Source organism: Polaromonas sp., assembly GCF_016185115.1.
GTDB lineage: Bacteria > Pseudomonadota > Gammaproteobacteria > Burkholderiales > Burkholderiaceae_C > Polaromonas.
The window spans coordinates 172022-193329 of sequence record NZ_JACPOF010000008.1; the positions used below are offsets into that span (position 1 = coordinate 172022).

The 21308-nt window shown below is 61.2% G+C and carries 19 protein-coding genes; 15 read left to right on the forward strand and 4 right to left on the reverse strand.

Translation table 11 applies throughout. From position 1 onward, the window contains the following. Window positions 1-113: 113 nt before the first annotated feature. Entirely contained in the window at window positions 114-272 is a 159-nt protein-coding gene (locus HYX42_RS05845; RefSeq protein ID WP_293400791.1) for a hypothetical protein, read from the forward strand. Next, window positions 269-3847, forward strand: coding sequence for an indolepyruvate ferredoxin oxidoreductase family protein (locus HYX42_RS05850; RefSeq protein WP_293400793.1), 3579 nt, complete (start codon window positions 269-271; stop codon window positions 3845-3847). The genes HYX42_RS05845 and HYX42_RS05850 overlap by 4 nt, the downstream gene beginning before the upstream one ends. Here HYX42_RS05850 and dprA read toward each other — a convergent pair. Together dprA and HYX42_RS05860 are read right to left on the reverse strand one after the other, a co-directional pair. Beyond that, the gene (dprA, locus tag HYX42_RS05855) at window positions 3844-4971 is read right to left on the reverse strand and encodes a DNA-processing protein DprA (protein ID WP_293400795.1); all 1128 of its coding nucleotides are present in this window, start codon (window positions 4969-4971) and stop codon (window positions 3844-3846) included. The genes HYX42_RS05850 and dprA overlap by 4 nt on opposite strands. A gap of 12 nt (window positions 4972-4983) precedes the next feature. Continuing rightward, window positions 4984-6171, reverse strand: coding sequence for a LysM peptidoglycan-binding domain-containing protein (locus tag HYX42_RS05860; RefSeq protein WP_293400915.1), 1188 nt, complete (start codon window positions 6169-6171; stop codon window positions 4984-4986). 246 nt (window positions 6172-6417) lie between these two features. On the opposite strand from HYX42_RS05860, the gene def reads away from it, so the two are divergent. From def to HYX42_RS05890, 6 genes are all read left to right on the forward strand, one after another. Then, complete coding sequence (gene def / locus HYX42_RS05865; RefSeq protein WP_293400797.1) at window positions 6418-6930, forward strand: peptide deformylase; 513 nt, start codon at window positions 6418-6420, stop codon at window positions 6928-6930. Further along, window positions 6930-7997 carry a methionyl-tRNA formyltransferase gene (locus HYX42_RS05870; RefSeq protein ID WP_293400799.1) on the forward strand — a complete coding sequence of 356 codons (1068 nt, stop codon included), beginning with the start codon at window positions 6930-6932 and terminating at the stop codon, window positions 7995-7997. The genes def and HYX42_RS05870 overlap by 1 nt, the downstream gene beginning before the upstream one ends. After that, window positions 7997-8740 (forward strand): AzlC family ABC transporter permease, encoded by a 744-nt coding sequence (locus HYX42_RS05875; protein ID WP_293400801.1) that lies wholly within the window; start codon window positions 7997-7999, stop codon window positions 8738-8740. The genes HYX42_RS05870 and HYX42_RS05875 overlap by 1 nt, the downstream gene beginning before the upstream one ends. Continuing rightward, complete coding sequence (locus tag HYX42_RS05880; protein ID WP_293400803.1) at window positions 8737-9072, forward strand: AzlD domain-containing protein; 336 nt, start codon at window positions 8737-8739, stop codon at window positions 9070-9072. The genes HYX42_RS05875 and HYX42_RS05880 overlap by 4 nt, the downstream gene beginning before the upstream one ends. Window positions 9073-9351: 279 nt before the next feature. Then, a complete protein-coding gene (locus tag HYX42_RS05885) occupies window positions 9352-10545 on the forward strand; it encodes a phosphoglycerate kinase (protein ID WP_293400805.1) in 1194 nt (397 codons plus the stop codon). A gap of 63 nt (window positions 10546-10608) precedes the next feature. Beyond that, window positions 10609-11088: a hemerythrin domain-containing protein gene (locus tag HYX42_RS05890; protein ID WP_293400807.1), complete on the forward strand. Its 480-nt coding sequence runs from the start codon at window positions 10609-10611 to the stop codon at window positions 11086-11088. 76 nt (window positions 11089-11164) lie between these two features. Here the strand turns inward: HYX42_RS05890 and HYX42_RS05895 are convergent, their stop codons facing one another. Then, the gene (locus tag HYX42_RS05895; protein WP_293400809.1) at window positions 11165-12277 is read right to left on the reverse strand and encodes a fatty acid desaturase; all 1113 of its coding nucleotides are present in this window, start codon (window positions 12275-12277) and stop codon (window positions 11165-11167) included. Window positions 12278-12577: 300 nt separating this feature from the next. On the opposite strand from HYX42_RS05895, the gene pyk reads away from it, so the two are divergent. The 4 genes from pyk (at window position 12578) to HYX42_RS05915 (ending at window position 17211) form a co-directional block, all read left to right on the forward strand. After that, a complete protein-coding gene (gene pyk, locus HYX42_RS05900; RefSeq protein WP_293400811.1) occupies window positions 12578-14011 on the forward strand; it encodes a pyruvate kinase in 1434 nt (477 codons plus the stop codon). A gap of 113 nt (window positions 14012-14124) precedes the next feature. Further along, window positions 14125-14994: an alpha/beta hydrolase gene (locus tag HYX42_RS05905; protein WP_293400813.1), complete on the forward strand. Its 870-nt coding sequence runs from the start codon at window positions 14125-14127 to the stop codon at window positions 14992-14994. Between the two features lie 149 nt (window positions 14995-15143). Next, window positions 15144-16208, forward strand: coding sequence for a class II fructose-bisphosphate aldolase (gene fba, locus HYX42_RS05910; RefSeq protein WP_293400815.1), 1065 nt, complete (start codon window positions 15144-15146; stop codon window positions 16206-16208). A 94-nt stretch (window positions 16209-16302) separates the two neighbouring features. Then, on the forward strand, window positions 16303-17211 hold the full coding sequence (locus HYX42_RS05915; RefSeq protein ID WP_293400817.1) for a phosphoribosylaminoimidazolesuccinocarboxamide synthase: 909 nt from the start codon (window positions 16303-16305) through the stop codon (window positions 17209-17211). Here HYX42_RS05915 and trxA read toward each other — a convergent pair. Beyond that, window positions 17208-18104 (reverse strand): thioredoxin, encoded by an 897-nt coding sequence (gene trxA, locus HYX42_RS05920; protein ID WP_293400819.1) that lies wholly within the window; start codon window positions 18102-18104, stop codon window positions 17208-17210. The two genes, HYX42_RS05915 and trxA, sit on opposite strands and share 4 nt — an antisense overlap. A 467-nt stretch (window positions 18105-18571) precedes the next feature. Between trxA and purE the strand changes: the two genes are divergently transcribed. Genes purE through HYX42_RS05935 form a run of 3 tightly spaced genes read left to right on the forward strand, consistent with a single transcriptional unit; the run spans window position 18572 to window position 21296 of the window. Further along, a complete protein-coding gene (gene purE, locus HYX42_RS05925; RefSeq protein WP_293400821.1) occupies window positions 18572-19102 on the forward strand; it encodes a 5-(carboxyamino)imidazole ribonucleotide mutase in 531 nt (176 codons plus the stop codon). Further along, window positions 19099-20313: a 5-(carboxyamino)imidazole ribonucleotide synthase gene (locus tag HYX42_RS05930; RefSeq protein WP_293400823.1), complete on the forward strand. Its 1215-nt coding sequence runs from the start codon at window positions 19099-19101 to the stop codon at window positions 20311-20313. The genes purE and HYX42_RS05930 overlap by 4 nt, the downstream gene beginning before the upstream one ends. Beyond that, on the forward strand, window positions 20310-21296 hold the full coding sequence (locus tag HYX42_RS05935; RefSeq protein ID WP_293400825.1) for an L-threonylcarbamoyladenylate synthase: 987 nt from the start codon (window positions 20310-20312) through the stop codon (window positions 21294-21296). Before HYX42_RS05930 ends, HYX42_RS05935 begins: the two co-directional genes overlap by 4 nt. Window positions 21297-21308: the final 12 nt, after the last annotated feature.

A 21308-nucleotide genomic window follows, 5' to 3' on the forward strand; every position in this document is an offset into this window, starting at 1 on the left:
CAATGACTTATCTGCTCATTCTGCATACACTTTGCGCTAGAGATTCACGATTTTTGGCCTCTGGAAATCAGTGAAACCGCCCCACCCCCGCACGTCCGACCCGGAGACAAACGATGAACGCGCCGCTACCTGAACACATTCGCAAGGCCCTCGAGATGGTCATGCTGGACGAAAAGTCGCGAAGCGGCTTTTACCAAAGGTACAAGTATTCAGGCGGCGCGGCCGACTGTGTATTTGGCGTCGAGCATGTCAAAACGAAAGCTGCAGCATGAACGCCCCACTGCCGGAACACATCCGCAAGGCTTTAGAGACAGTCACGCTCGACGACAAATACAGCCTCAACTATGGCCACGCCTTCATGAGCGGTGTCCAGGCGCTGGTCAAGCTGCCCATGCTGCAGCAGCTGCGCGACAAACAGCAGGGCAAGAACACGGCGGGTTTTATTTCCGGTTACCGCGGCTCACCGCTTGGCAACTACGACCAGGCGCTGTGGAAAGCCGCCAAATACCTGAAGGCGCAAAACATCGTCTTTCAGCCCGGCGTCAATGAAGAGCTGGCTGCCACCGCCGTCTGGGGCACCCAGCAACTGGGCTTTGCACCGCCCGGCACCAACAAGTTTGATGGCGTCTTCGGCATCTGGTACGGCAAGGGCCCGGGTGTTGACCGCACATCCGACGTCTTCAAGCACGCCAACATGGCTGGCACCACGCCCTGGGGCGGCGCGATTGCGATTGCCGGTGACGACCACATCTCCAAAAGCTCGACCGCCGCGCACCAGAGCGACCACATCTTCAAGGCCTGCGGCCTGCCGGTTTTCTTTCCCGCCACGGTGCAGGAAATTCTCGACCTCGGCCTGCACGCGATAGCGCTGAGCCGTTACGCCGGTGTCTGGGCAGGTGTCAAAACCATCCAGGAAATCGTCGAGTCATCGGCCAGCGCCATGATCGACCCCGAGCGTGTGCAGATCAAGATCCCGACCGATTTTGAAATGCCGCCAGGCGGCGTGCACATCCGCTGGCCCGATGCGCCGCTGGACCAGGAAAAACGCCTCTTCGACTACAAGTGGTACGCCGCGCTGGCATACATACGCGCCAACCGCCTGAACTACAACGCGATAGAAGGCCCGAATGACAGATTCGGCATCATCGCCAGCGGCAAGGCCTACAACGACACCCGCCAGGCCCTCATGGATCTTGGCCTGGACGACGCGACCTGCCGCCAGCTGGGCATACGCCTGCACAAGGTGGGCGTGGTCTGGCCGCTGGAGGCACAACTCACGCGCGAGTTCGCCACCGGCCTGCAGGAAATCCTGGTGGTCGAAGAAAAACGCCAAGTCATTGAATATCAGCTGAAAGAAGAGCTCTACAACTGGCGGGCCGACGTGCGGCCCAACATCGTCGGCAAGTTTGATGACTCCGGCGACCACCAGGGTGGCGAGTGGAGCATGCCCAACCCGTCGGCCAATACGCTGCTGCGCGCCAATGCCGATCTGTCGCCGGCCCTGATTGCCAAGGCGCTGGCCGCGCGCGTGAAAAAGCTCAAGCTTGACGGCGACATGCTGGCGCGCATTGATGCACGCCTGGCCGTGATCGAGGCCAAGGAGAGGTCGCTGACCACGGTGGTCGTCGACAGTGAACGCACGCCCTGGTTCTGTTCGGGCTGCCCGCACAACACCTCGACCAAGGTGCCCGAAGGCTCACGCGCGATGGCCGGCATAGGCTGCCACTACATGGCGCTGTGGATGGACCGCAGCACGCTGGGCTTCACGCAGATGGGCGGCGAGGGCGTGCCATGGGTTGGCCAGCAGCCCTTCACGACCGACAAGCACATGTTCACCAACCTCGGTGACGGCACCTACTTCCACAGCGGGCTGCTGGCGATACGCCAGAGCATTGCGGCGGGTGTGAACATCACCTACAAAATCCTCTACAACGACGCGGTCGCCATGACGGGCGGGCAGCAGGTTGGCGAGCGGCCCGAAGGACACTCGGTGGTGCAGATATCGCACTCGGTGAAAGCTGAGGGCGCCAAAAAGATCGTTGTGGTCACCGACGAGCCTGAAAAGTACGACGGGGTGAAACTCGCCGACGGGGTGACGGTGCACCACCGCGATGAACTCGATGCGATACAGCGCGAGTTCCGCGAGATCGAAGGCACCACCATCATTATTTACGACCAGACCTGTGCGACGGAGAAGCGCCGCCGGCGCAAGCGCGGCACCATGGTCGATCCGGCCGCGCGTGTCGTCATCAACGAGCTGGTGTGCGAGGGTTGCGGCGACTGCAGCGTGCAGTCCAACTGCATGAGCGTCGAACCTCTGGAGACCGAATTCGGCCGCAAGCGCCAGATCAACCAGAGCACCTGCAACAAGGACTTCTCGTGTGTGAAGGGCTTTTGCCCGAGCTTCGTCACGGTCGAAGGCGGCCAGCTCAAGAAGAAGTCGAAGACCGACAAAAAATTCAACCCGTTCGAAGGCGGTGAGATTCCAGAACCCGTGCTTCCCGTACTGGGCGCCGATCACCCGCTGTGGGGCATCGTCGTGGCCGGCGTGGGCGGCACTGGTGTGATCACCATAGGCCAGCTGCTGGGCATGGCTGCGCACATTGAAGGCAAGGGCATCATCACGCAGGATGCGGCGGGCCTGGCGCAAAAGGGCGGCAGCACCTGGAGCCATGTGCTCATCAGCGATCGGCCCGACGGCATCTGTACCACGCGTGTCGGCACGGCCAGCGCCGACCTCATCATCGGCTGCGACCCCATAGTCACCGCCAACAAGGAAACCATGGCCCGCATGCGCGAGGGCCGCACGCATGTGGCGCTGAATTCGCACAGCGCACCGACAGCGTCATTCGTGCACAACGGCGGTTGGGTCAACCCCGGCAGCGCCTGCCAGGCCGAGATCAGCAAGGCCGTGGGCGCGGGTGGTGTGGGCGCGTTTGATGCCGACACAGCTGCAACCAAACTGATGGGCGACAGCATTTATGCCAACCCCATGCTGCTGGGCTACGCCTGGCAAAAGGGCTGGATTCCTCTCGGGCTGGAAGCGCTGAGCCGTGCGATAGAACTCAACGCCGTGGCCATCGAGCAAAACAAGATGGCTTTTGCCTGGGGCCGCCGTGCCGCGCATGACCTGGCTTCGGTTGAGCGCCTCTATGCATCCGCACAGGTCATTGCCATGCCGGCTGCACGCCAGGGGCTGGACGAACTGGTGGCGAAGCGTGTGGAATTTTTGACGGCGTATCAGGACGCTGCCTACGCACAGGCCTATGAACAATTCGTGCGGCGTGTAGAGCAGGCTGAAGCGCCGCTGGGCAAAAAACTGCTGGCGCAAAATGTTGCGAAGTACCTGTTCAAGCTGATGGCGTACAAGGACGAGTACGAGGTTGCGCGCCTGCACACCGACCCCACCTTCCTGAACAAGGTCAATGCCATGTTTGAGGGTGACTTCAAACTGAATTACCACCTCGCACCGCCCATCATCGCGAAGCAGAACGACAAGGGTGAATTGCAGAAGCAGAAGTTCGGCCCGTGGATGCTGACCGGGTTCAGGGTGCTGGCAAAACTCAAGGGGTTGCGCGGCACGGCTTTCGATATCTTCGGCAGGACCGAAGAACGCAAGACCGAACGCGCGCTGATTGAAGAGTACAAGACCAGCATCGAGAGCCTGCTGCCGGCGCTCAGTGAAGCCAACCATGCGACGGCGCTGGAGATTGCGCGCATCCCCGAACTTATCAAGGGTTATGGCCATGTGAAGGCGCGCAACCTGAAGACTGCGCGCCTGCAGTGGGCGGGCCTGATGCACGACTTCCGCAACGGCGGGGCCGCTGCGGAAAAGCTGGCGGCCTAGGCCCTGGTCATCCGCTGGAACAGGCCGCCGGGAAGGCGTGTCAACACGCCGTCGAGTTCAAGCTCCAGCAGTTTTGCCTGCAGTTCGGGTGTCGGCAAACCGGTGCGGGCCTGCAGCGCGTCCAGGCTGACCACGTCGAAACCCAGGGCGGACATAAAGCCTTGATCGGCAGGTGTGGCTTCGCTGGCTTCATCGTCTTCATCCGTGTCGCCTTCAATCTGGCGCGTCACGGGCAACTGAAGTTCTTCCAGCACGTCTTCCGCGTTTTCGACCAGCTTGGCGCCCTGCTTGATCAGCCAGTGGCAGCCGCGCGATTGCGGCGAATGGATGGAGCCGGGAATCGCAAACACCTCCTTGCCCTGCTCGGTCGCCATGCGTGCCGTGATCAGCGAGCCCGACTTGAGCGCGGCCTCGATGACCAGCGTGCCCTGCGACAGGCCGGAGATGATGCGGTTGCGTTTGGGAAAGTTGGCGCTGAGGGGTGGCGTGCCCAAAGGGAACTCGCTGATGATCATGCCCTGTGCTGCAATGCGGTGGGCCAGGTCGAGGTGCTTTTTCGGGTAGACGCGGTCAAGGCCGGTGCCGACGACGGCGATGGTGGTACCGCCGCCCAGCAGTGCGCCGTCATGCGCTGCGCCATCCACGCCCATGGCCAGGCCCGACACCACACACATGCCAGAAGCGCCGAATGAACGGGCAAATTGACGTGCGTTGATTTCGCCCTGCGGTGTGGGGTTGCGGCTGCCGACGATGGCGATGCGTAGCCCGGCTGCAGCCGCGGCCGATGGCATGGTCAGCCTACCCATCATGTAAAGCACGATCGGTGGGTCTGCAATGTTCAGCAGGCTGGCCGGGTAGGCCGCATCGCCCAGCGTGACCACCTTCCGGTCACCGGCCGCAGCCAGCCAGTCAAGTGTGGTCTGCAGCAGTTCCATCAGTGCTGGTGGCTCGTCGAGCAGGGCGCGCTCAAGCCTGTCGCTGCCAAGCTGCTTCAGTGTGGCCGGGCTCTGTTCAAAGAAGGCCTGGGCCGAGCCAAAGGTGGCCAGCAATTTGCGCGAACCCTCGTTGCCGACGCCCGGGGACAGGGTCAGGCGCAGCCAGGCCCTCAGTTCATCACGGTCCAAAAGAGGAACAGGTTAATTGGGGTTGGCAAAGCGGTCGCCCACCTTCACACCATCGGTGATCTGGAGCACGAGCGCGTAAGAGAGGTTCTCGAAGGTGCGAAACACCATCAACAGGCCGTTGCGTTCGTTGGGCAATTTGATGGTGGTGCGGGACGAGTCTGTCTTGTCCTGCAGAATCTGGCCGTCCTTGAGGATGGCCATGACATGGCCGTTTTCAAGGCCGTCTTTGGTGCCACGATTCACTGCCACCACCTGATTCGCAGCGGCAAGAGTTGCATTGCCGCGCCCATAGATCGAAACAATTTGCCCGGCTATTGGCACAGGCGGTGCATGCGGTACATAGTTCTGGGACACGCGCGGTGGTTCGGGGACCAGGCGGTCGCCGATGCGCATTTCTTCCTTGGCGACGACGATGTCAATGGTTGCAGGCACGATCTCGGAGCTGATCTTTCCGTCCCTGGCTACAGCCTGCTGTGTGCCTTCGCCACGCACCAGCTCTGCCTTGCCGACAAACTGGGCTTCGTAACCCAGAACGACCCCTGTGGTCGGGTCCTTCAGCGGCGTGGCGTTGCGGAACACCCGGAACTGGAAAGGCGCGTCGCGTGCATCGCTCAGGGGTTTGCCCACCGTGCCATTGACGGACTGGCCACGCGCATAGGCGCGGTCACCACGGCTTAGCAGGACGCGGCCCTCCTGGGTGGCGACGATGCGCGGAGAGAGCAGGAACTCGGCCTCGTCCACAATCAGCGGCTCAGCGAGGAATGCCTCAATTGAATTGCGCGCGAGTGTCGGGATGGCCGCGTCGGCGAGCGATGAATAACGCGTCTGCGGCGAGACGCGTACCGTGTCTGTCGGGGGGCTGTCGTTCGAGATGGCCTGCCGCGTGCGCAGTACGGCACGACCATTGGCCTTGTCGAGATAGAGCTGCTGGCCCGGGTAGATGCGGTGCGGGTTGCGGATGTCCTGCAGGTTCATGCCCCACAGTTCGGGCCATCGCCAGGGGCTTTTCAGGAACATGCCGGAAATCGCCCAGAGGGTGTCGCCTGACTTGACGACATAGCTGTCTGGTGCGTTGGGCGCGAGATCTTCCAGCGGAATACCGGTCTGGGCAACCTGGCTGGCGGTGGCTTTCTGGTCAGGGGTGACGGGGAAATTCTGCGCACGGACGGCAAAAGTGGCGCCTGACAGGCCGAGCGCCATTGAAATAGCGCTCAACCGAACCCATGTTCGACCAGATATACGACCGGAAATAATGTGCATCTTGAAGGCCCCTCCGGGCTTGCGTGGCCGGGTTCCCTTGGGGGTGGGGCCATGTTTTATCTTGATAAATCACTAGCGATTTTGTACCTAAGCCCTTGATTAGGCAACGAAAATGCTGCCGCACAAGCCCTTGCATCCTCAAAAGGGATGAAAATTTGCGAAAATAGCGACATCTGATCGCCGCCCATGACCATACTTCCCATCCTCCGTTACCCCGACCCCCGTCTGCACACCGTGGCAAAGCCTGTTGCCGGCGTTGACGCGCGCATCAAAACCCTGGTTGATGACATGCTGCAGACCATGTATGACGCCGAGGGTATAGGTCTGGCTGCCACCCAGGTCAATGTGCATGAGCGCCTGCTGGTGATTGACGTGAGCGAGGGCCGCGACAAACCACTGGTGCTCATCAACCCCGAGGTTGTATGGGCCAGCGCGGAGAAGAAGATCAACGAGGAGGGTTGCCTGTCCGTGCCCGGTATCTACGACGGCGTGGAACGCGCCATCGAAGTCAGGGTACAGGCGCTGGATGTGGACGGCAGGCTGCAGACGCATGAGGCTGATGGCCTGCTGGCGGTCTGTATCCAGCATGAGATGGACCACTTGCTGGGCAAGGTGTTTGTTGAATACCTCTCGCCGCTCAAGCGCAACCGGATCAAGACCAAGATGATCAAACAGCAGAAGAGCGATCAGGCGTCCTGATGAAGGTTGTTTTTGCGGGCACGCCCGAGTTTGCCCGCGTGGCGCTGCAGCGTTTGCATGCAGCAGGCTTTGAGATTCCACTTGTATTGACCCAGCCCGACCGGCCCGCCGGCCGCGGCATGAAGCTGCAGGCCTCAAGCGTCAAGCAGTGGGCGGTCGAAAAGGACATCAACGTGGCCCAGCCGCGCAGCCTCAGGCTTGACGGCAAATACCCGGATGATGCAGCCGCCGCGCGCAATGCGATTGAAGCTGCAAACGCAGATGTCATGGTGGTCGCGGCTTATGGGCTGATCCTGCCGCAATGGGTGCTTGACTTGATGGAGGGCCGCAGCGACGGGCCGCCCCTAGCAAGGCAAGCCCCCTTGGGGGGCAGCGCAGTACGCGAAGCGACAAGCGTGGGGGCCGGCAGATTTGGTTGCTTGAACATACATGCATCGCTGCTGCCCCGCTGGCGCGGTGCGGCACCCATCCATCGCGCGATTGAAGCGGGCGACCAGGAAACCGGCGTCACCATCATGCAGATGGATGCAGGGCTGGATACGGGGGACATGCTGTTAACTGAGAAGCTGCGCATCGCGGCTGACGACTCTACTGAATCGCTGCATGACAGGCTCGCTGAACTGGGCGGCCGCATGGTGGTTGAGGCGCTTGAAATGGCGGCGTGCGGTGGCCTGCGGCCTGTGAAGCAGCCTCAGGACGGCATCACCTACGCCCACAAGATTGAAAAACATGAGGCGGCGATTGACTGGTCGCACGATGCTGCAACGATAGAACGCCGCATTCGCGCGTTCACGCCTTTTCCGGGCGTTTTCGGGCAGATGGGCCATGAGGCCATCAAGTTCCGTGAGGCGGTGGTGCTGGATGGCGCGGCGCCGCAGGGAGCGGTCGCCGGGCAGGTGCTTGCTGCAAATGAAACCGGGATCGACATTGCAACGGCAAACGGGGTGCTTCGTGTGACGCGCCTGCAGAAAGCGGGCGGCAAGGCATTGCAGGTTGCTGATTTCCTGCGCGGGTTTGCGATTCATCCGGGCGCCATCTTCACGCGGCAAGAATCATTGAAACCGTGATGTCCGCCGGAGAGTCCATTACAAAACACCCGGAGTTTCGCCGCGGTTTCATGGACAGTGCGGCCGTGTCGCCAGGCATTGCCGCCTGGGCACTGATGACAGGTGTGGCCATGGTCAAGTCCGGCATGAGTGTTTTTGAAGCGTCCCTGATGGGGGTCTTTGTGTTTGCGGGCAGCTCGCAACTGGCGGCGATCCCGCTTATCACGGCGGGTGCGCCCATGTGGGTGATCCTGGCGACGGCTTTTTGCGTGAATCTGCGCTTCATGGTCTTCAGCGCGCACCTTCGGCCGTATGTGATGCATCTCCCGCTTTGGCGCCGGATGCTCAGGGGCTATTTCACAGGTGACCTCAGCTATGTGCTGTTTACAACGCGCTTTCCACATCCCTCGGAAAATGCGGCCGGCCGCCGCGCGGAGGATGCGTACTGGGCCGGCAATGCGACCATGAACTGGACATCATGGGCCGGCATGAGCCTGGTCGGTGTGGCTCTGGCCAATTACGTCCCGCCTTCATGGGGCCTGGGTTTTGCCGGCATCCTCGCGCTGGTGGGGATACTCTGTTCGCTGGCCACCACGCGTTTGCGTACTGTCTCTGCAGGTGTCGCGGGCGCTGCAGCTGTGGCGGCATTTGCCCTGCCGCTCAAACTCAATATTCTGGTGGCGATTGCAGCCGCAGTGGCGATTTGCCTCCTGCTTGAAAAGCCCAAGGGAATGCCACCGGCGCAAGTGCAGGAAACGCCATGAACGGGACCGACTTGTGGACCGTCGCCATCATCGCAGGCATGACCTGCGTGACGGTGATCACACGCTCTTTCTTCTTTATCTCAAGCAAACCCTGGAAATTGCCGGGCTGGGCGCAGCGCGGCCTGCATTACGCACCGATTGCCGCCCTGTCGGCAGTGATCATTCCCGAGGTTGTGATGACGCAGGGCCACCTTATCAGCACCTGGCGTGATGCGAGGCTTTTCGGTCTGGCGGCGGGCATCGCCTGGTTTTACTGGCGCAAGGGGGTGCTGGGCACCATTGTGGCGGGCATGGCCGTCTATTTGCCGCTCCACATGGGCCTCGGTTGGTGATATGGCCCCCACGCTGGTTATTGGGGTCAGACGCCAATTTCGCTGCGGTGCTAGCACCGCACCCCCTGGGATCCAGGCCAGAGGCCTGGCGAATTTGGACTCTGACCCCAAAAACCAGAGCTGCCCCCCGAGGGGGCCGCTGCGCCTGCGGCCTGGCAAAGCCAGTTCCGCGGCCCCTGCTTGCTAAGAGTCGCAGTGCTTGCCGGTCGGCAGAGGCGACCTACAATTTAAGGCTTTGGGCGCTGTGGTCCCAAAGCCTTTTTATTTTGTGAGCTGTCCATGAACTTCATCCGTTTTTCTGATTTGTGCGCCCGTGGCCAGGTGGCCGGCAAGCGTGTTTTTATCCGTGCTGACCTGAACGTGCCGCAGGATGATGCGGGCAAGATCACCGAAGACACGCGTATTCGTGCCTCCATCCCCTGCATACAGATGGCGCTGGATGCCGGCGCGGCCGTGATGGTGACCTCGCACCTGGGCCGTCCGACTGAGGGCGAGTTCAAGCATGAAGACTCACTCGCGCCGGTGGCCAGGCGCCTGTCTGAACTCATGGGCCGTGATGTGCCTTTGAAGAGTGGCTGGGTCGATGGCGTTGAGGTGAAGGCCGGTGACGTCGTCCTGCTTGAGAACTGCCGCCTCAACAAGGGCGAGAAGAAGAACGACGAGGCGCTGGCCCGCAAGCTGGCCGCGCTTTGCGATATTTTTGTGCACGATGCATTTGGTACATCGCATCGTGCAGAGGCTTCGACTTACGGCATTGCCCAGTACGCCAAAGTCGCCAGTGCCGGCCCCTTGCTTGCTGCAGAGATGGACGCCATCTCCAAGGCCCTGACGGCCCCGCGCCGCCCACTCGTGGCCATCGTTGCGGGCAGCAAGGTATCGACCAAACTCACCATCCTCAAGTCACTGGCCAGCAATGTGGACCAGCTCATCGTCGGCGGCGGCATTGCCAACACCTTCATGCTGGCGGCCGGCCTGAAGATTGGCAAGAGCCTGGCTGAGGCCGACCTGCTGCCTGAAGCCAAAGCCGTGATCGAGGCCATGAAAGCCCGCGGTGCGGCCGTGCCCATTCCGACCGACGTGGTCACCGCCAAAACATTTGCAGCCGACGCACCTGCAACCATCAAGGCCGCAACCGACGTGGCAGACGATGACCTGATCCTGGATATCGGTCCGGACACCACTGCGCTGCTCGCAGCCCAGCTCAAGGCGGCAGGCACGATTGTGTGGAACGGCCCGGTCGGGGTGTTTGAATTTGATGCCTTTTCAAAAGGCACCGAAGGCATTGCGCGCGCCATCGCGGAAAGCAGTGCCTTCTCGATTGCCGGTGGTGGCGATACGCTGGCCGCGATTGCCAAATACGGCATTGAAGAGCAGGTCGGGTATATCTCGACCGGTGGCGGTGCTTTCCTGGAAGTGCTGGAAGGCAAAACCCTTCCCGCGTTTGAAATTCTGCAAAAACGCGCAGCGGGCTGACCTGCATCAAGGCGCTGCAAGCCGCGGGCGCCTACCCTCCAGCATCAACTCTGGAGAATGCTCATGGCAACCCTTGAATGGTCCGACGCCCTGTCGCTGGATCTGCCCATCATGGACGACACGCACCGCGAGTTCGTCGAACTGCTGGCAACTGCGCAGCGCGCGCCTGATGAAACGCTTCTGGCGTCTTGGCAGGAGTTGCTGGACCACACCACCGGACACTTTGGACAGGAGGACCGCTGGATGCTGGCAACCCGTTTTTCTTCTGTCAACTGCCACAGCATGCAGCACAGGGTGGTGCTTGAGGTCATGCGGGAGGGAGCTGCCCTGGCCGCGTCAGGTAACCCCGCCGCGCTGCGCGAGATGGCCAGTGAGCTGGCCTTGTGGTTTCCCCAGCATGCCCAGAGCATGGATGCAGCGCTGGCATTGCACCTGCGCCGTGAGGGCTATGACCCGGCTACGGGTGTTGTGTCCAGTCCTTCAGGCCATTCAGAAGCAGACCATCAACTGATCACAGGCTGCGGCGGCCAGATGTGCGCCTGATCGCCAGTCTGCGAAGTGCTTCAGGCCCCCTGAGGGGCTGGTTATGCCGCTTGCGGCACATCATTGATTGTTTGGGTCAACCATGCACGGCTGCCGGCTTGCTGGTGGCATTACCTGAAAAGTCTGTCCAGCAATGTCGTGAAAAGTCATACAGCTTGCAGGCTCGCGCCGTGCGGAAATACCAGGCCGCAGAAAATGGCTGGATCACAATGCGGCCGGGCAGCAACTCTTCCAGCCTGGCCTGCGCGTCCTTGAGCCTGTAAAGCGGGATGCTCATGTCCAGGTGGTGCGCGGTGTGCTCCATGATGTGGTGCAGCAAGGCCCCGGCCTTCAAGGGAAATGTCAGGTGCACCGTGGTTGTGACAAAGGGCTGGGCGCGTTGCCAGGCAGTTCGCTCGTTGTGCCACGACACCCTGACATGGGTGTGATGCCCATAGATGACGAACCCCATCAGGTTGAACCAGACAAACAGCGGCACCACAAAGCCCGCGAGCACCGTCAACACCATGGACTGCTGCATGGCGTGGGCGGCCATTGCGAGTGCGCCCAGCCACAGGCCGGCAAACGCCGTGACCATCAGGCAGTCACGCGTGAAGATATGGCTTTGCCTGTTTCCAAGGTCGCTTCTGGACGGAAACATCATTTTTTTCCACCACATTTCGACAAAGTAGTAGGCACCCGGACCCCAGCCGCTGCGGTACAGCCGTTGCAGCAGCCGGCCTGTGGGCGACAGTGCGCGGAACTCGTCCAGCGTGAGGGGCGCCCATACAAAATCAACGCCCTTGAGATTTGTGAAGCCATGGTGCACGGTGTTGTGCCCAAGGTCCCAGAGGCTGTACGCTGTCAGCGAGGGGAGAAAAGCGATCCGGCCCAGCCACCGGTTGAGCTTTCGGTGGCTGGTCAGGCTTTGGTGGCAGGCATCATGGCCGATGATGAAGAGGCGGCCAATCACCAGGCCCGCTACGGCGCCGCAGAGGATCCTGGCCCACCATGCATCGAGCAGTACCGTTGCACACAGCAAAAGTGTCAGCAGGGCGTAGTCCGTGCAGAGCAGGATGACTGCCCTGGCTGTGGAGCGGCCCGACAGGGGCAGCAGCCATTCGCGCATGGTCTTGCGGGACGGCATTGGCTGACTGGTGGCCAGGGGCGATGGAGGCAGTGATGGCGATGGAATGTTCGAAGGACGCATGTGATAAATGATTGCCCGGGCATGGCCTGTCGCCCGGTGAGCGACAGGCCCGGGATGTACTTGTGAAGCCCCGGGGGGTAATGGCAAATCCGGATTGATCGTACGCAGCTGGCTTGATGCGGGCACTGATGAGGATCAAACTGTGTGCAAATAGCGGTTTCTCCAGCACTGGCCTGGTCGCGTGTCACGTGCCTTTATCCGCCGCGGCCCGGGTTTCTCGCCCGGTGACGTACCGCTTGTGTAACCATGCAGTGGTATGCATGTGAAAATCAGAAACCAAATTACAACGGAGACAAGTTCATGCCACGTCGCGCTACCAAGATTGTTGCTACCCTAGGTCCTGCTTCCAGCGACCCGGCGCTGCTTGAAAAAATGATACGCGCGGGTGTCAACGTGGTGCGCCTCAACTTCAGCCACGGCAAGGCTGAAGACCACATCAAGCTGGCTGCCGTTGTGCGTGAAGCATCGCAGCGCGCCGGGCGCGAGGTCGCCATCATGGCCGACCTGCAGGGCCCGAAAATCCGCGTGGGCAAGTTTGCCGAAGGCAAGGTGCAACTGGTGCCGGGCGAGAAGTTCGTGCTGGACGAGTCCCGAACCGAACCAGGCGACATCAAGGGCGTGGGGCTGGATTACAAAGAGTTGCCACGTGATGTGAAGGCCGGCGATGTGCTGCTTCTCAATGACGGCCTGATCGTGTTGACGGTTGATGCCGTGCTGGGCGAAGAGGTGATCACCACCGTCAAGCTGGGTGGTGAGCTGTCCAACAACAAGGGCATCAACAAGCAGGGCGGCGGGCTGACCGCACCGGCCCTGACGGCCAAGGACATGGACGACATCCGCACGGCCATGAGCTTCCAGGCCGACTATGTGGCGGTGAGCTTCCCCAAAAACGCAACCGACATGGAGATGGCACGCCAGCTGTGCAATGTGGCGGCCGCGCAATTCAAGCACAGGCCCGGCCTGATTGCCAAGATAGAGCGCGCCGAAGCGGTCCCCAACCTGGAAGAAATCCTGCGCGTCAGCGACGGCATCATGGTGGCGCGTGGCGACCTGGCGGTGGAGGTCGGCAATGCGGCGGTGCCGGCCCTGCAAAAACGCATGATCAAGATGGCGCGCGCCCAGGACAAGGTGGTCATCACGGCGACGCAGATGATGGAAAGCATGATCCTGAATCCGGTACCCACGCGTGCCGAGGTCAGCGATGTGGCCAATGCGGTGCTGGACGGCACCGATGCCGTGATGCTGAGCGCTGAAACGGCAGCCGGCAAATTTCCGCTGGAAACCATCATTGAAATGGCCAATATCTGCGTGGAAGCCGAGAAGGCCGAATACAAGGAGATCGACTCCGACTTCACGGGCAAACACTTTGCCCGCATTGACCAGTCGATTGCCATGGGCGCGCTGTTCACCGCCAGCCACCTGGGCGCCAAAGCCATCGTCGCCCTCACGGACAGCGGCTCGACCGCCTTGTGGATGAGCCGCCATGACATTCACGTGCCCATTTACGCACTGACACCCCGGCTGAGCACCCAGCGCAAGATGGCGCTGTACCGCAATGTTCGCCCCCTGCTGATGGATACGAGCGTTGACCGCGATACGGCCCTGGAGCAGGCCGAAGGGCACCTGCTGAGCCGCGAAATCGTGCAGAGCGGTGACGTGTACGCCATCACCTGCGGGGAGCCCATGGGTGCGCCGGGTGGGACCAACATGCTGAAAATCTGTCGGGTGGCCTGATCCAGCCCAAACCTTCAGGGGCCTTTGAGGCGCTTTGAGCGCAGGCTATCCGACAGCCTTTTCCGGCATCGGCTGAATCCAGTGCAGCTTTAAACACGTATTCAATACACGTCATGAACCTGCTGAATTCAAAATTGCCCAGACGCTCCCTTCTCGCCATGTTGCCTGGGCTGCTCACGGCCTGCTCTGCGGTTGACCTGCTCAATGCCACGGTGGCGGTTGACACCTATGAGCGCGATGAGGGTCTTGCCTATGGCCCCGACCCACGGCAGAAACTCGACGTTTACCGCCCCCGTGCGCCTGTGGCCAATGCGCCCATGGTGGTGTTTTTTTATGGTGGAAGCTGGTCATCGGGCGACCGCAGCGATTACCGTTTTGTCGGCGAGGCACTGGCATCCCGCGGCATCGTCACGGTGGTGGCAGATTACCGGCTCAGCCCTGAGTTTCTCTACCCGGTGTTTATCCTCGACAGCGCCCTGGCCACAAGCTGGGCTTTCAGGCATGCACCGGATTACGGCGTCAGCCGCTCCCGCATTTTTGTCATGGGGCACAGCGCCGGCGCGTATAACGCGGCCATGCTGGCGCTGGACAAACGCTGGCTGGAGGCTTTTGGCCTGTTTCCCACCCGGCTGGCCGGCTGGATAGGGCTTGCCGGGCCCTATGATTTTCTGCCGATTGGCGACAAAAAGACCCAGGTGGCCTTCCGCTGGCCTGATACCCCGCAGGACAGCCAGCCCCTGTTCCACGTATCAAAAGCTTCCCCGCCCGCCTTGCTGCTCGCCCCAGCGAAGGATTCGGTGGTAGACCCCGTCCGCAGCACTGTCAGCATGGCCCGCAAACTGAAAGCCGCCGGTGTACCTGTCGAGTCCGAGCTTTACGACAGTGTGGGACATGTCACGCTGGTAGCCTCCATGGCATCAGTGCTCAGGGGCCGTGCGCCCGTGCTTGATCGTATTGCCGGTTTCGTCAATACCCCTCGCTGAGCCCGGCGTTCTGCGGCCCCGTGACGGGCGGCAGTTAGAATTGGGGTCCCGGTTACCTTGCGGTTACGGACTCCCGGAACAGCCCAGGCTGTGAGGATCCGCCGCCGGAACCCATCTCTTTCACGGCTTAACTTTCTGGGAATCTGATCATGGCACTCGTATCGATGCGCGAGCTGCTGGACCATGCTGCAGTCAATGGCTACGGCATTCCGGCTTTTAACGTCAACAACCTCGAACAGGTGCAGGCCGTCATGGAAGCGGCGAAGGAAACCGGCGCACCGGTCATCCTGCAAGCCAGCGCCGGCGCCCGCAAATATGCCGGTGAGCCTTTCATCAAGCACCTGATCGAAGCCGCCATCGAGGCCTATCCCAACATCCCGCTGGTCATGCACCAGGATCACGGCCAGAACCCCGATGTCTGCCAGGGCGCCATCAACTTGGGTTTCTCCTCCGTCATGATGGACGGTTCGCTGGAAGCCGACGGCAAGACCATCGCCAGCTATGAATACAACGTTGAAGTGACCAAAAAGGTCTCGCAGCTGGCGCACCGCTACGGCGTCACCGTCGAAGGCGAACTCGGCTGCCTCGGCTCCCTTGAAACCATGAAGGGCGACAAGGAAGACGGCCACGGCACCGACGCCACCATGACGCGCGAACAGCTGCTGACCGACCCCGAGCAGGCGGCAGACTTCGTCAAGCAGACGCAGATCGACGCCTTGGCCATCGCCATCGGCACCAGCCACGGCGCCTACAAGTTCAGCCGCAAGCCTACTGGCGACATCCTGGCGATTGACCGCATCAAGGAAATCCACAAGCGCATTCCAAGTACCCACCTGGTGATGCACGGTTCGTCTTCAGTTCCCCAGGAAATGCTGGCCATCATTCGCCAGTATGGCGGCAACATGAAGGAAACCTACGGCGTGCCGGTCGAGGAAATCCAGGAAGCCATCAAGCACGGCGTGCGCAAGATCAACATCGACACCGACATCCGCCTGGCCATGACGGGCGCGGTGCGCAAGTTCCTGGCCGAGAACCCCGAGAAGTTCGACGCCCGCGAATGGCTCAAGCCTGCCCGCGAAGCCGCCAAGGCCCTGTGCAAGCAGCGCTACATCGAGTTCGGCTGCGAAGGCCAGGGCGCCAAGATCAAGGGCGACAGTCTGCAGGTCGTGGCAGCCAAATACTCCAAAGGCGAACTGGCACAGGTCGTTCACTGAACGATTGCACATCGTCTTTTCCTTCGGGATTGGCGATAATTCAAAAGCCCGTGGACTTCCAAAGTCGCGCGGGCTTTGTACTTTAAAACGCACCATGACCCAAGCACTCCACACCTCCGCCCTGACTTCACTGCCCCTGCTCGCCAGGGGCAAAGTGCGCGACAACTACGCCGTGGGTAAAGACCGTCTGCTGATGGTCGCCAGTGACCGCCTGAGCGCGTTTGACGTCATCCTGGGCGAGCCGATTCCGGGCAAGGGTGTGCTGCTCACGCAGATGGCGCTGTTCTGGTTTGACAGGCTGGGCCACATCTGCCCCAACCACCTCACGGGTGAAAAACCAGAGAGCGCCGTGACACCGGCTGAGGTGCCCCAGGTTGCCAACCGCTCCATGCTGGTCAAGCGCCTCAAGCCGATTCCTGTTGAAGCGGTGGTGCGCGGTTACCTGGCCGGCAGCGGCTGGAAGGAATACCAGGAGAACCAGGCCGTCTGCGGCGTGCCGCTGCCCGCAGGCCTGAAGAACGCCAGCAAGCTGCCTGAACCCATCTTCACACCCGCAGCCAAGGCCGAGGTCGGTGAGCACGACGAGAACATCAGCTACGAGCAGGTGGTCAAAGTGGTGGGCCCCGAGCTGGCCGCGCAGATCAAAAAGATCAGCATCCAGATCTACGAAGAAGCCGCCGCGTTTGCCCTGACCAAGGGCATCATCATTGCCGATACCAAGTTCGAATTCGGCCTTGATGAAAACGGCACGCTGACCCTGATGGACGAGGTGCTGACGCCTGACTCTTCACGTTACTGGCCGATTGAGGGTTATGAAGCGGCCTTTGCAACAGGCGCGAATCCGCCCAGCTATGACAAGCAGTTTGTGCGTGACTGGCTGGAAGCTGTGCGCATCAATGGCAAGCCATGGGACAAAACGCCGCCATCACCCCATCTGCCTGATGACGTGGTCGCCAAAACGGCTGCCAAGTACGAAGAGGCGCTTGCACGCCTCACGGCCTAGCTCAGGATCACGCTGCTAAGCCGGCGCCTGTAGGTGGCGACTGCCGGGTCGTCCGGTGGAATCTGGCCATCTGCCACCTTGGGTTTGGGCGGCTCCATGATGTCCAGAATGGCGATGTAGGTCTTGCGCGCCAGGTCTTCCTTCCAGGTCTTGTCGCGCATCAGGATGTCGAGCAGCTCATCGAGCGCATCGGTCCAGCGGTTCTGCGCCATCAGCCAGCGCGCCTTGTCAAAACGTGCATCGAAGTCGCGCTTGTTGGCCGTAATTTTGGCGTCGAACCCGGCTTCTGCGCCGGCCTCGTTGGCGTGCTTGGCCACAAAATCAATCGCGTCCATCCAGCGTTTAAGCGAATCAAACCGGCGTACCGCAGCCGTCTGGGCAATCACCGGGGCGAAGGCCACTTTTGCATCGTCATCACTGCCTTCCAGCAGCAGCTGCTTGACCAGCTCAAACCGTGCGTTCTCGTCCTCGGGCTTGTCGGCGACAGCCTTCTTCAGCCCCTCAAGCGCGTCTTCGGGTGAGACCTCTGCTTCTTCGGCAGCGTCTTCTGCTTCGGGCAACTCCTCGCCGGGCGGCACATGTTTGTCCAGAAACTCCTTGACCTTGCCTTCAGGCAGCGCACCGCTGAAGCCATCCACGGGCTGGCCATTCATCATGAGGATGCATGTGGGGATGCTCTTGATGCCAAACGCGGCGGCGAGCTGCTGCTCCTGGTCGGAGTCGATCTTCACCAGCTTGAAGCGGCCTCCGTAAGCTACTTCAACTTTTTCAAGAATGGGGCCCAGGGATTTGCAGGGCCCGCACCAGGGTGCCCAGAAATCAATCAGCACCGGGGTGGTCATGGAAGCGGCGATGACTTCCTGTTCGAAATTGGCAATGGTGACGTCGATCATGATCTTCTTGTGTTGTGCTCTTCTGGAGATGAAGGCCGGGAGGGAAATTTTCAACCGCAGCGAGGGTAGCACGGTGCCGTGGCTCAAAGCCTGTTTGCCAGTGTTTTTGTTGTATACGGCAAATTTTTAATGTGTACGTTAAATTTTGAATGAAAGTTAATATGGAAGTTAACTTTTTGTGCCCAAGGCCACGTCTGGCGATGAAAACAGCTTCAAAAACACTGAAAAATGGCCATTTTCAGGCATAAAAACGGCTGAAGGCCAATAAATACGTACGTGAGCTGCTATAAAAATAAGAGTAAAAACGGTCATCGCTGACAGTTCAGACCATTGCAAACCAGCGCCGCCAGCTCGCCTTGCCCAGGAAATCACGGCCTCAACGTCTCCACCACGCCCCGCACCTTAAAATCCATGGTTTCCCGCGCCCCGCCTTCAATACCCGACAGCCCAGACCGCAAAGGTTAGCCATGACAACAACAAGCAAATCCGCCAAACCGGTGAAACCTGCGGCCAAACCCGTGATCGGTGTGGTGATGGGCTCCAGCAGCGACTGGGAGACCATGCAGCACGCGGTCCAGATCCTGACCCAGTTCGGGATTGCGCATGAGGCGCAGGTCGTGTCCGCGCACCGCATGCCCGACGAGCTCTTCGCCTATGCCGAAGAAGCATCCGGTCGCGGCCTGCAGGCTATCATTGCCGGTGCCGGCGGCGCAGCGCACCTGCCCGGCATGCTGGCCGCCAAGACCACGGTGCCGGTTCTGGGTGTGCCGGTGGCCAGCAAGCATTTGCAGGGTGTGGATTCATTGCACAGCATCGTGCAGATGCCCAAGGGCGTGCCGGTCGCCACCTTTGCCATCGGCAATGCCGGCGCCGCCAATGCGGCCCTGTTCGCTGTTGCCATGCTGGCCCTGCAGGACAAAAAGCTGCTGAAAAAATTGCAGGCCTTCCGCACTGAGCAGACGGCTGCCGCGCGCGCCATGACCCTGCCGCCCGCATGAGCCAGGCGCCCATCTTTCCCGGAACAGCATCGCCATCCGGCCGTCCCGCCACTTTGGGTGTGATGGGCGGCGGCCAGCTGGGCCGCATGTTTGTGCATGCCGCGCAGCGTCTCGGCTACTTCACGGCTGTGCTGGATGCCGACCCGCAAAGCCCGGCAGGCCTCGTCAGCCACCATCACATCCAGACCGGCTACAGCGATGCGCAAGGCCTGGCGCAACTCGCAGATGTCAGCGACGCCATCACCACTGAATTTGAAAACGTGCCTGCCGATGCGCTGCAAACGCTGGCGGGCACCAGACCGGTTGCGCCGGGCGCATCCGTCGTCGCCATCGCGCAAAACCGCATTGAAGAAAAGTCGCATTTCACAGCTTGCGCCGATGTATCGGGCGTGACCTGCGCGCCCTATGCGGTGATTCAGACAGAAGCCGACCTCAAGGCCGTGCCTGCGGCCCTGCTGCCCGGCATCGTCAAAACCGCTCGCATGGGTTACGACGGCAAGGGCCAGGTGCGTGTGAAAAACGCAGCCGAGCTGGCAGCGGCATGGAAGGACCTGAAGCAGGTGCCCTGCGTGCTTGAAAAGATGATGCCGCTCAAGGACGAGTTATCGGTCATCGTGGCGCGCGGCTGGGACGGCGCCATGGTGGGCTTTGCACCGCAGCGCAATGTTCACGTTGACGGCATTCTGGCGGTCACGCACGCTTACGAGTCAAACCTGCCGCCCGAGCTTGCTGCGCGCGCACAGGCCGCAACCCGCTCCATCGCCAGCCACATCGGTTACGTCGGCGTGCTGTGCGTCGAGTTTTTTGTGGTTGATGATGGCAGCGCGCAGGGCGGCCTGGTCGTCAATGAAATGGCGCCGCGCCCGCACAACAGCGGCCACTACACCATGGATGCCTGCGATGTGTCGCAGTTCGACCTGCAGGTGCATGCGATGACCGGCCTGCCATTGCCCGCGCCGCGCCAGCATTCACCGTCCATCATGCTCAACCTGCTGGGTGATATATGGTTTGACGCGCAGGGCCAGTCGCGCACGCCTGACTGGCAAGCCGTGCTGGCCTTGCCCGGCGCGCACCTGCATCTTTATGGCAAAACCGAAGCACGTCGTGGCCGCAAGATGGGTCATCTCAACATCACGGGTGCCACGCTGGCTGATGTGAAAGCTACTGCGCGACGAGCGGCCGAACTGCTGAATTTGCCGGGTCTTGAATGATTTTTTCAGGCACCGATCCGCAGGCCATTGCTGAGGCCGCCCGTGTCATTCAGGCTGGCGGGTTGGTGGGCTTTCCAACCGAGACGGTGTATGGCCTGGGTGCAGACGCGTCCAGCGACATCGCAGTAGCGGGCATTTTTGCGGCCAAGGGCAGACCTTCTGATCACCCGCTGATTGTTCATGTCGCAGACGCCGCGCAGATCAGCAGCTACGCCAGCGGCGTGCCCGGGTTTGCCGAACGCCTCATCGCCGCTTTCTGGCCTGGCCCCCTGACGGTCATCCTGCCACGCAAACCCGGTGTCGCCGCTGCGGCCGCCGGTGGCCAGGACTCCATCGGTTTGCGCTGCCCCTCGCACCCGGTGGCAATGGCTTTTCTAAAGGCATGCAATACCGGTGTGGCAGGCCCCAGCGCCAACCGCTTTGGCCGTGTCAGCCCTACCACCGCAAAACACGTGATTGAAGAACTCGGCGAAGAATTGCTTGTGCTGGATGGCGGCCCTTGCGACGTGGGCATCGAGTCCAGTATTGTTGATTGCACACGCGGCCGCCCGGTGCTGTTGCGCCCGGGCGTACTGACACGCGCGCAGCTCGAAAAGGCCTGCGGGCAGGCCGTGCTGGACCCGGACGACCTGATCCTGAATGCAGATGCCGCACCGCGCGCGTCCGGCACGCTGGAGTCGCATTACGCACCGGCTGCCAGGGTCCGGCTGATGGACGCCAAAGCCATACAGACCGCACTCGACCTGCTTGGTGCCGATGCCGCCAATATCGCGATTTACGCACGCACCATCGTGCGCATCAAGTCCGACAAGGTGCTGTACCGCCGCATGCCTGACGACGCGCTGGCAACGGCACAGCAATTGTTTGCTGTGCTGCGCGACTTTGATGCCAAGGGCGTCAAGCTGATCTGGATAGAAACGCCGCCGCCTGACGAGGCCTGGGACGGCGTGCGCGACCGGCTTGGGCGCGCGGCAGCTCACTGAAAAACCATCTGG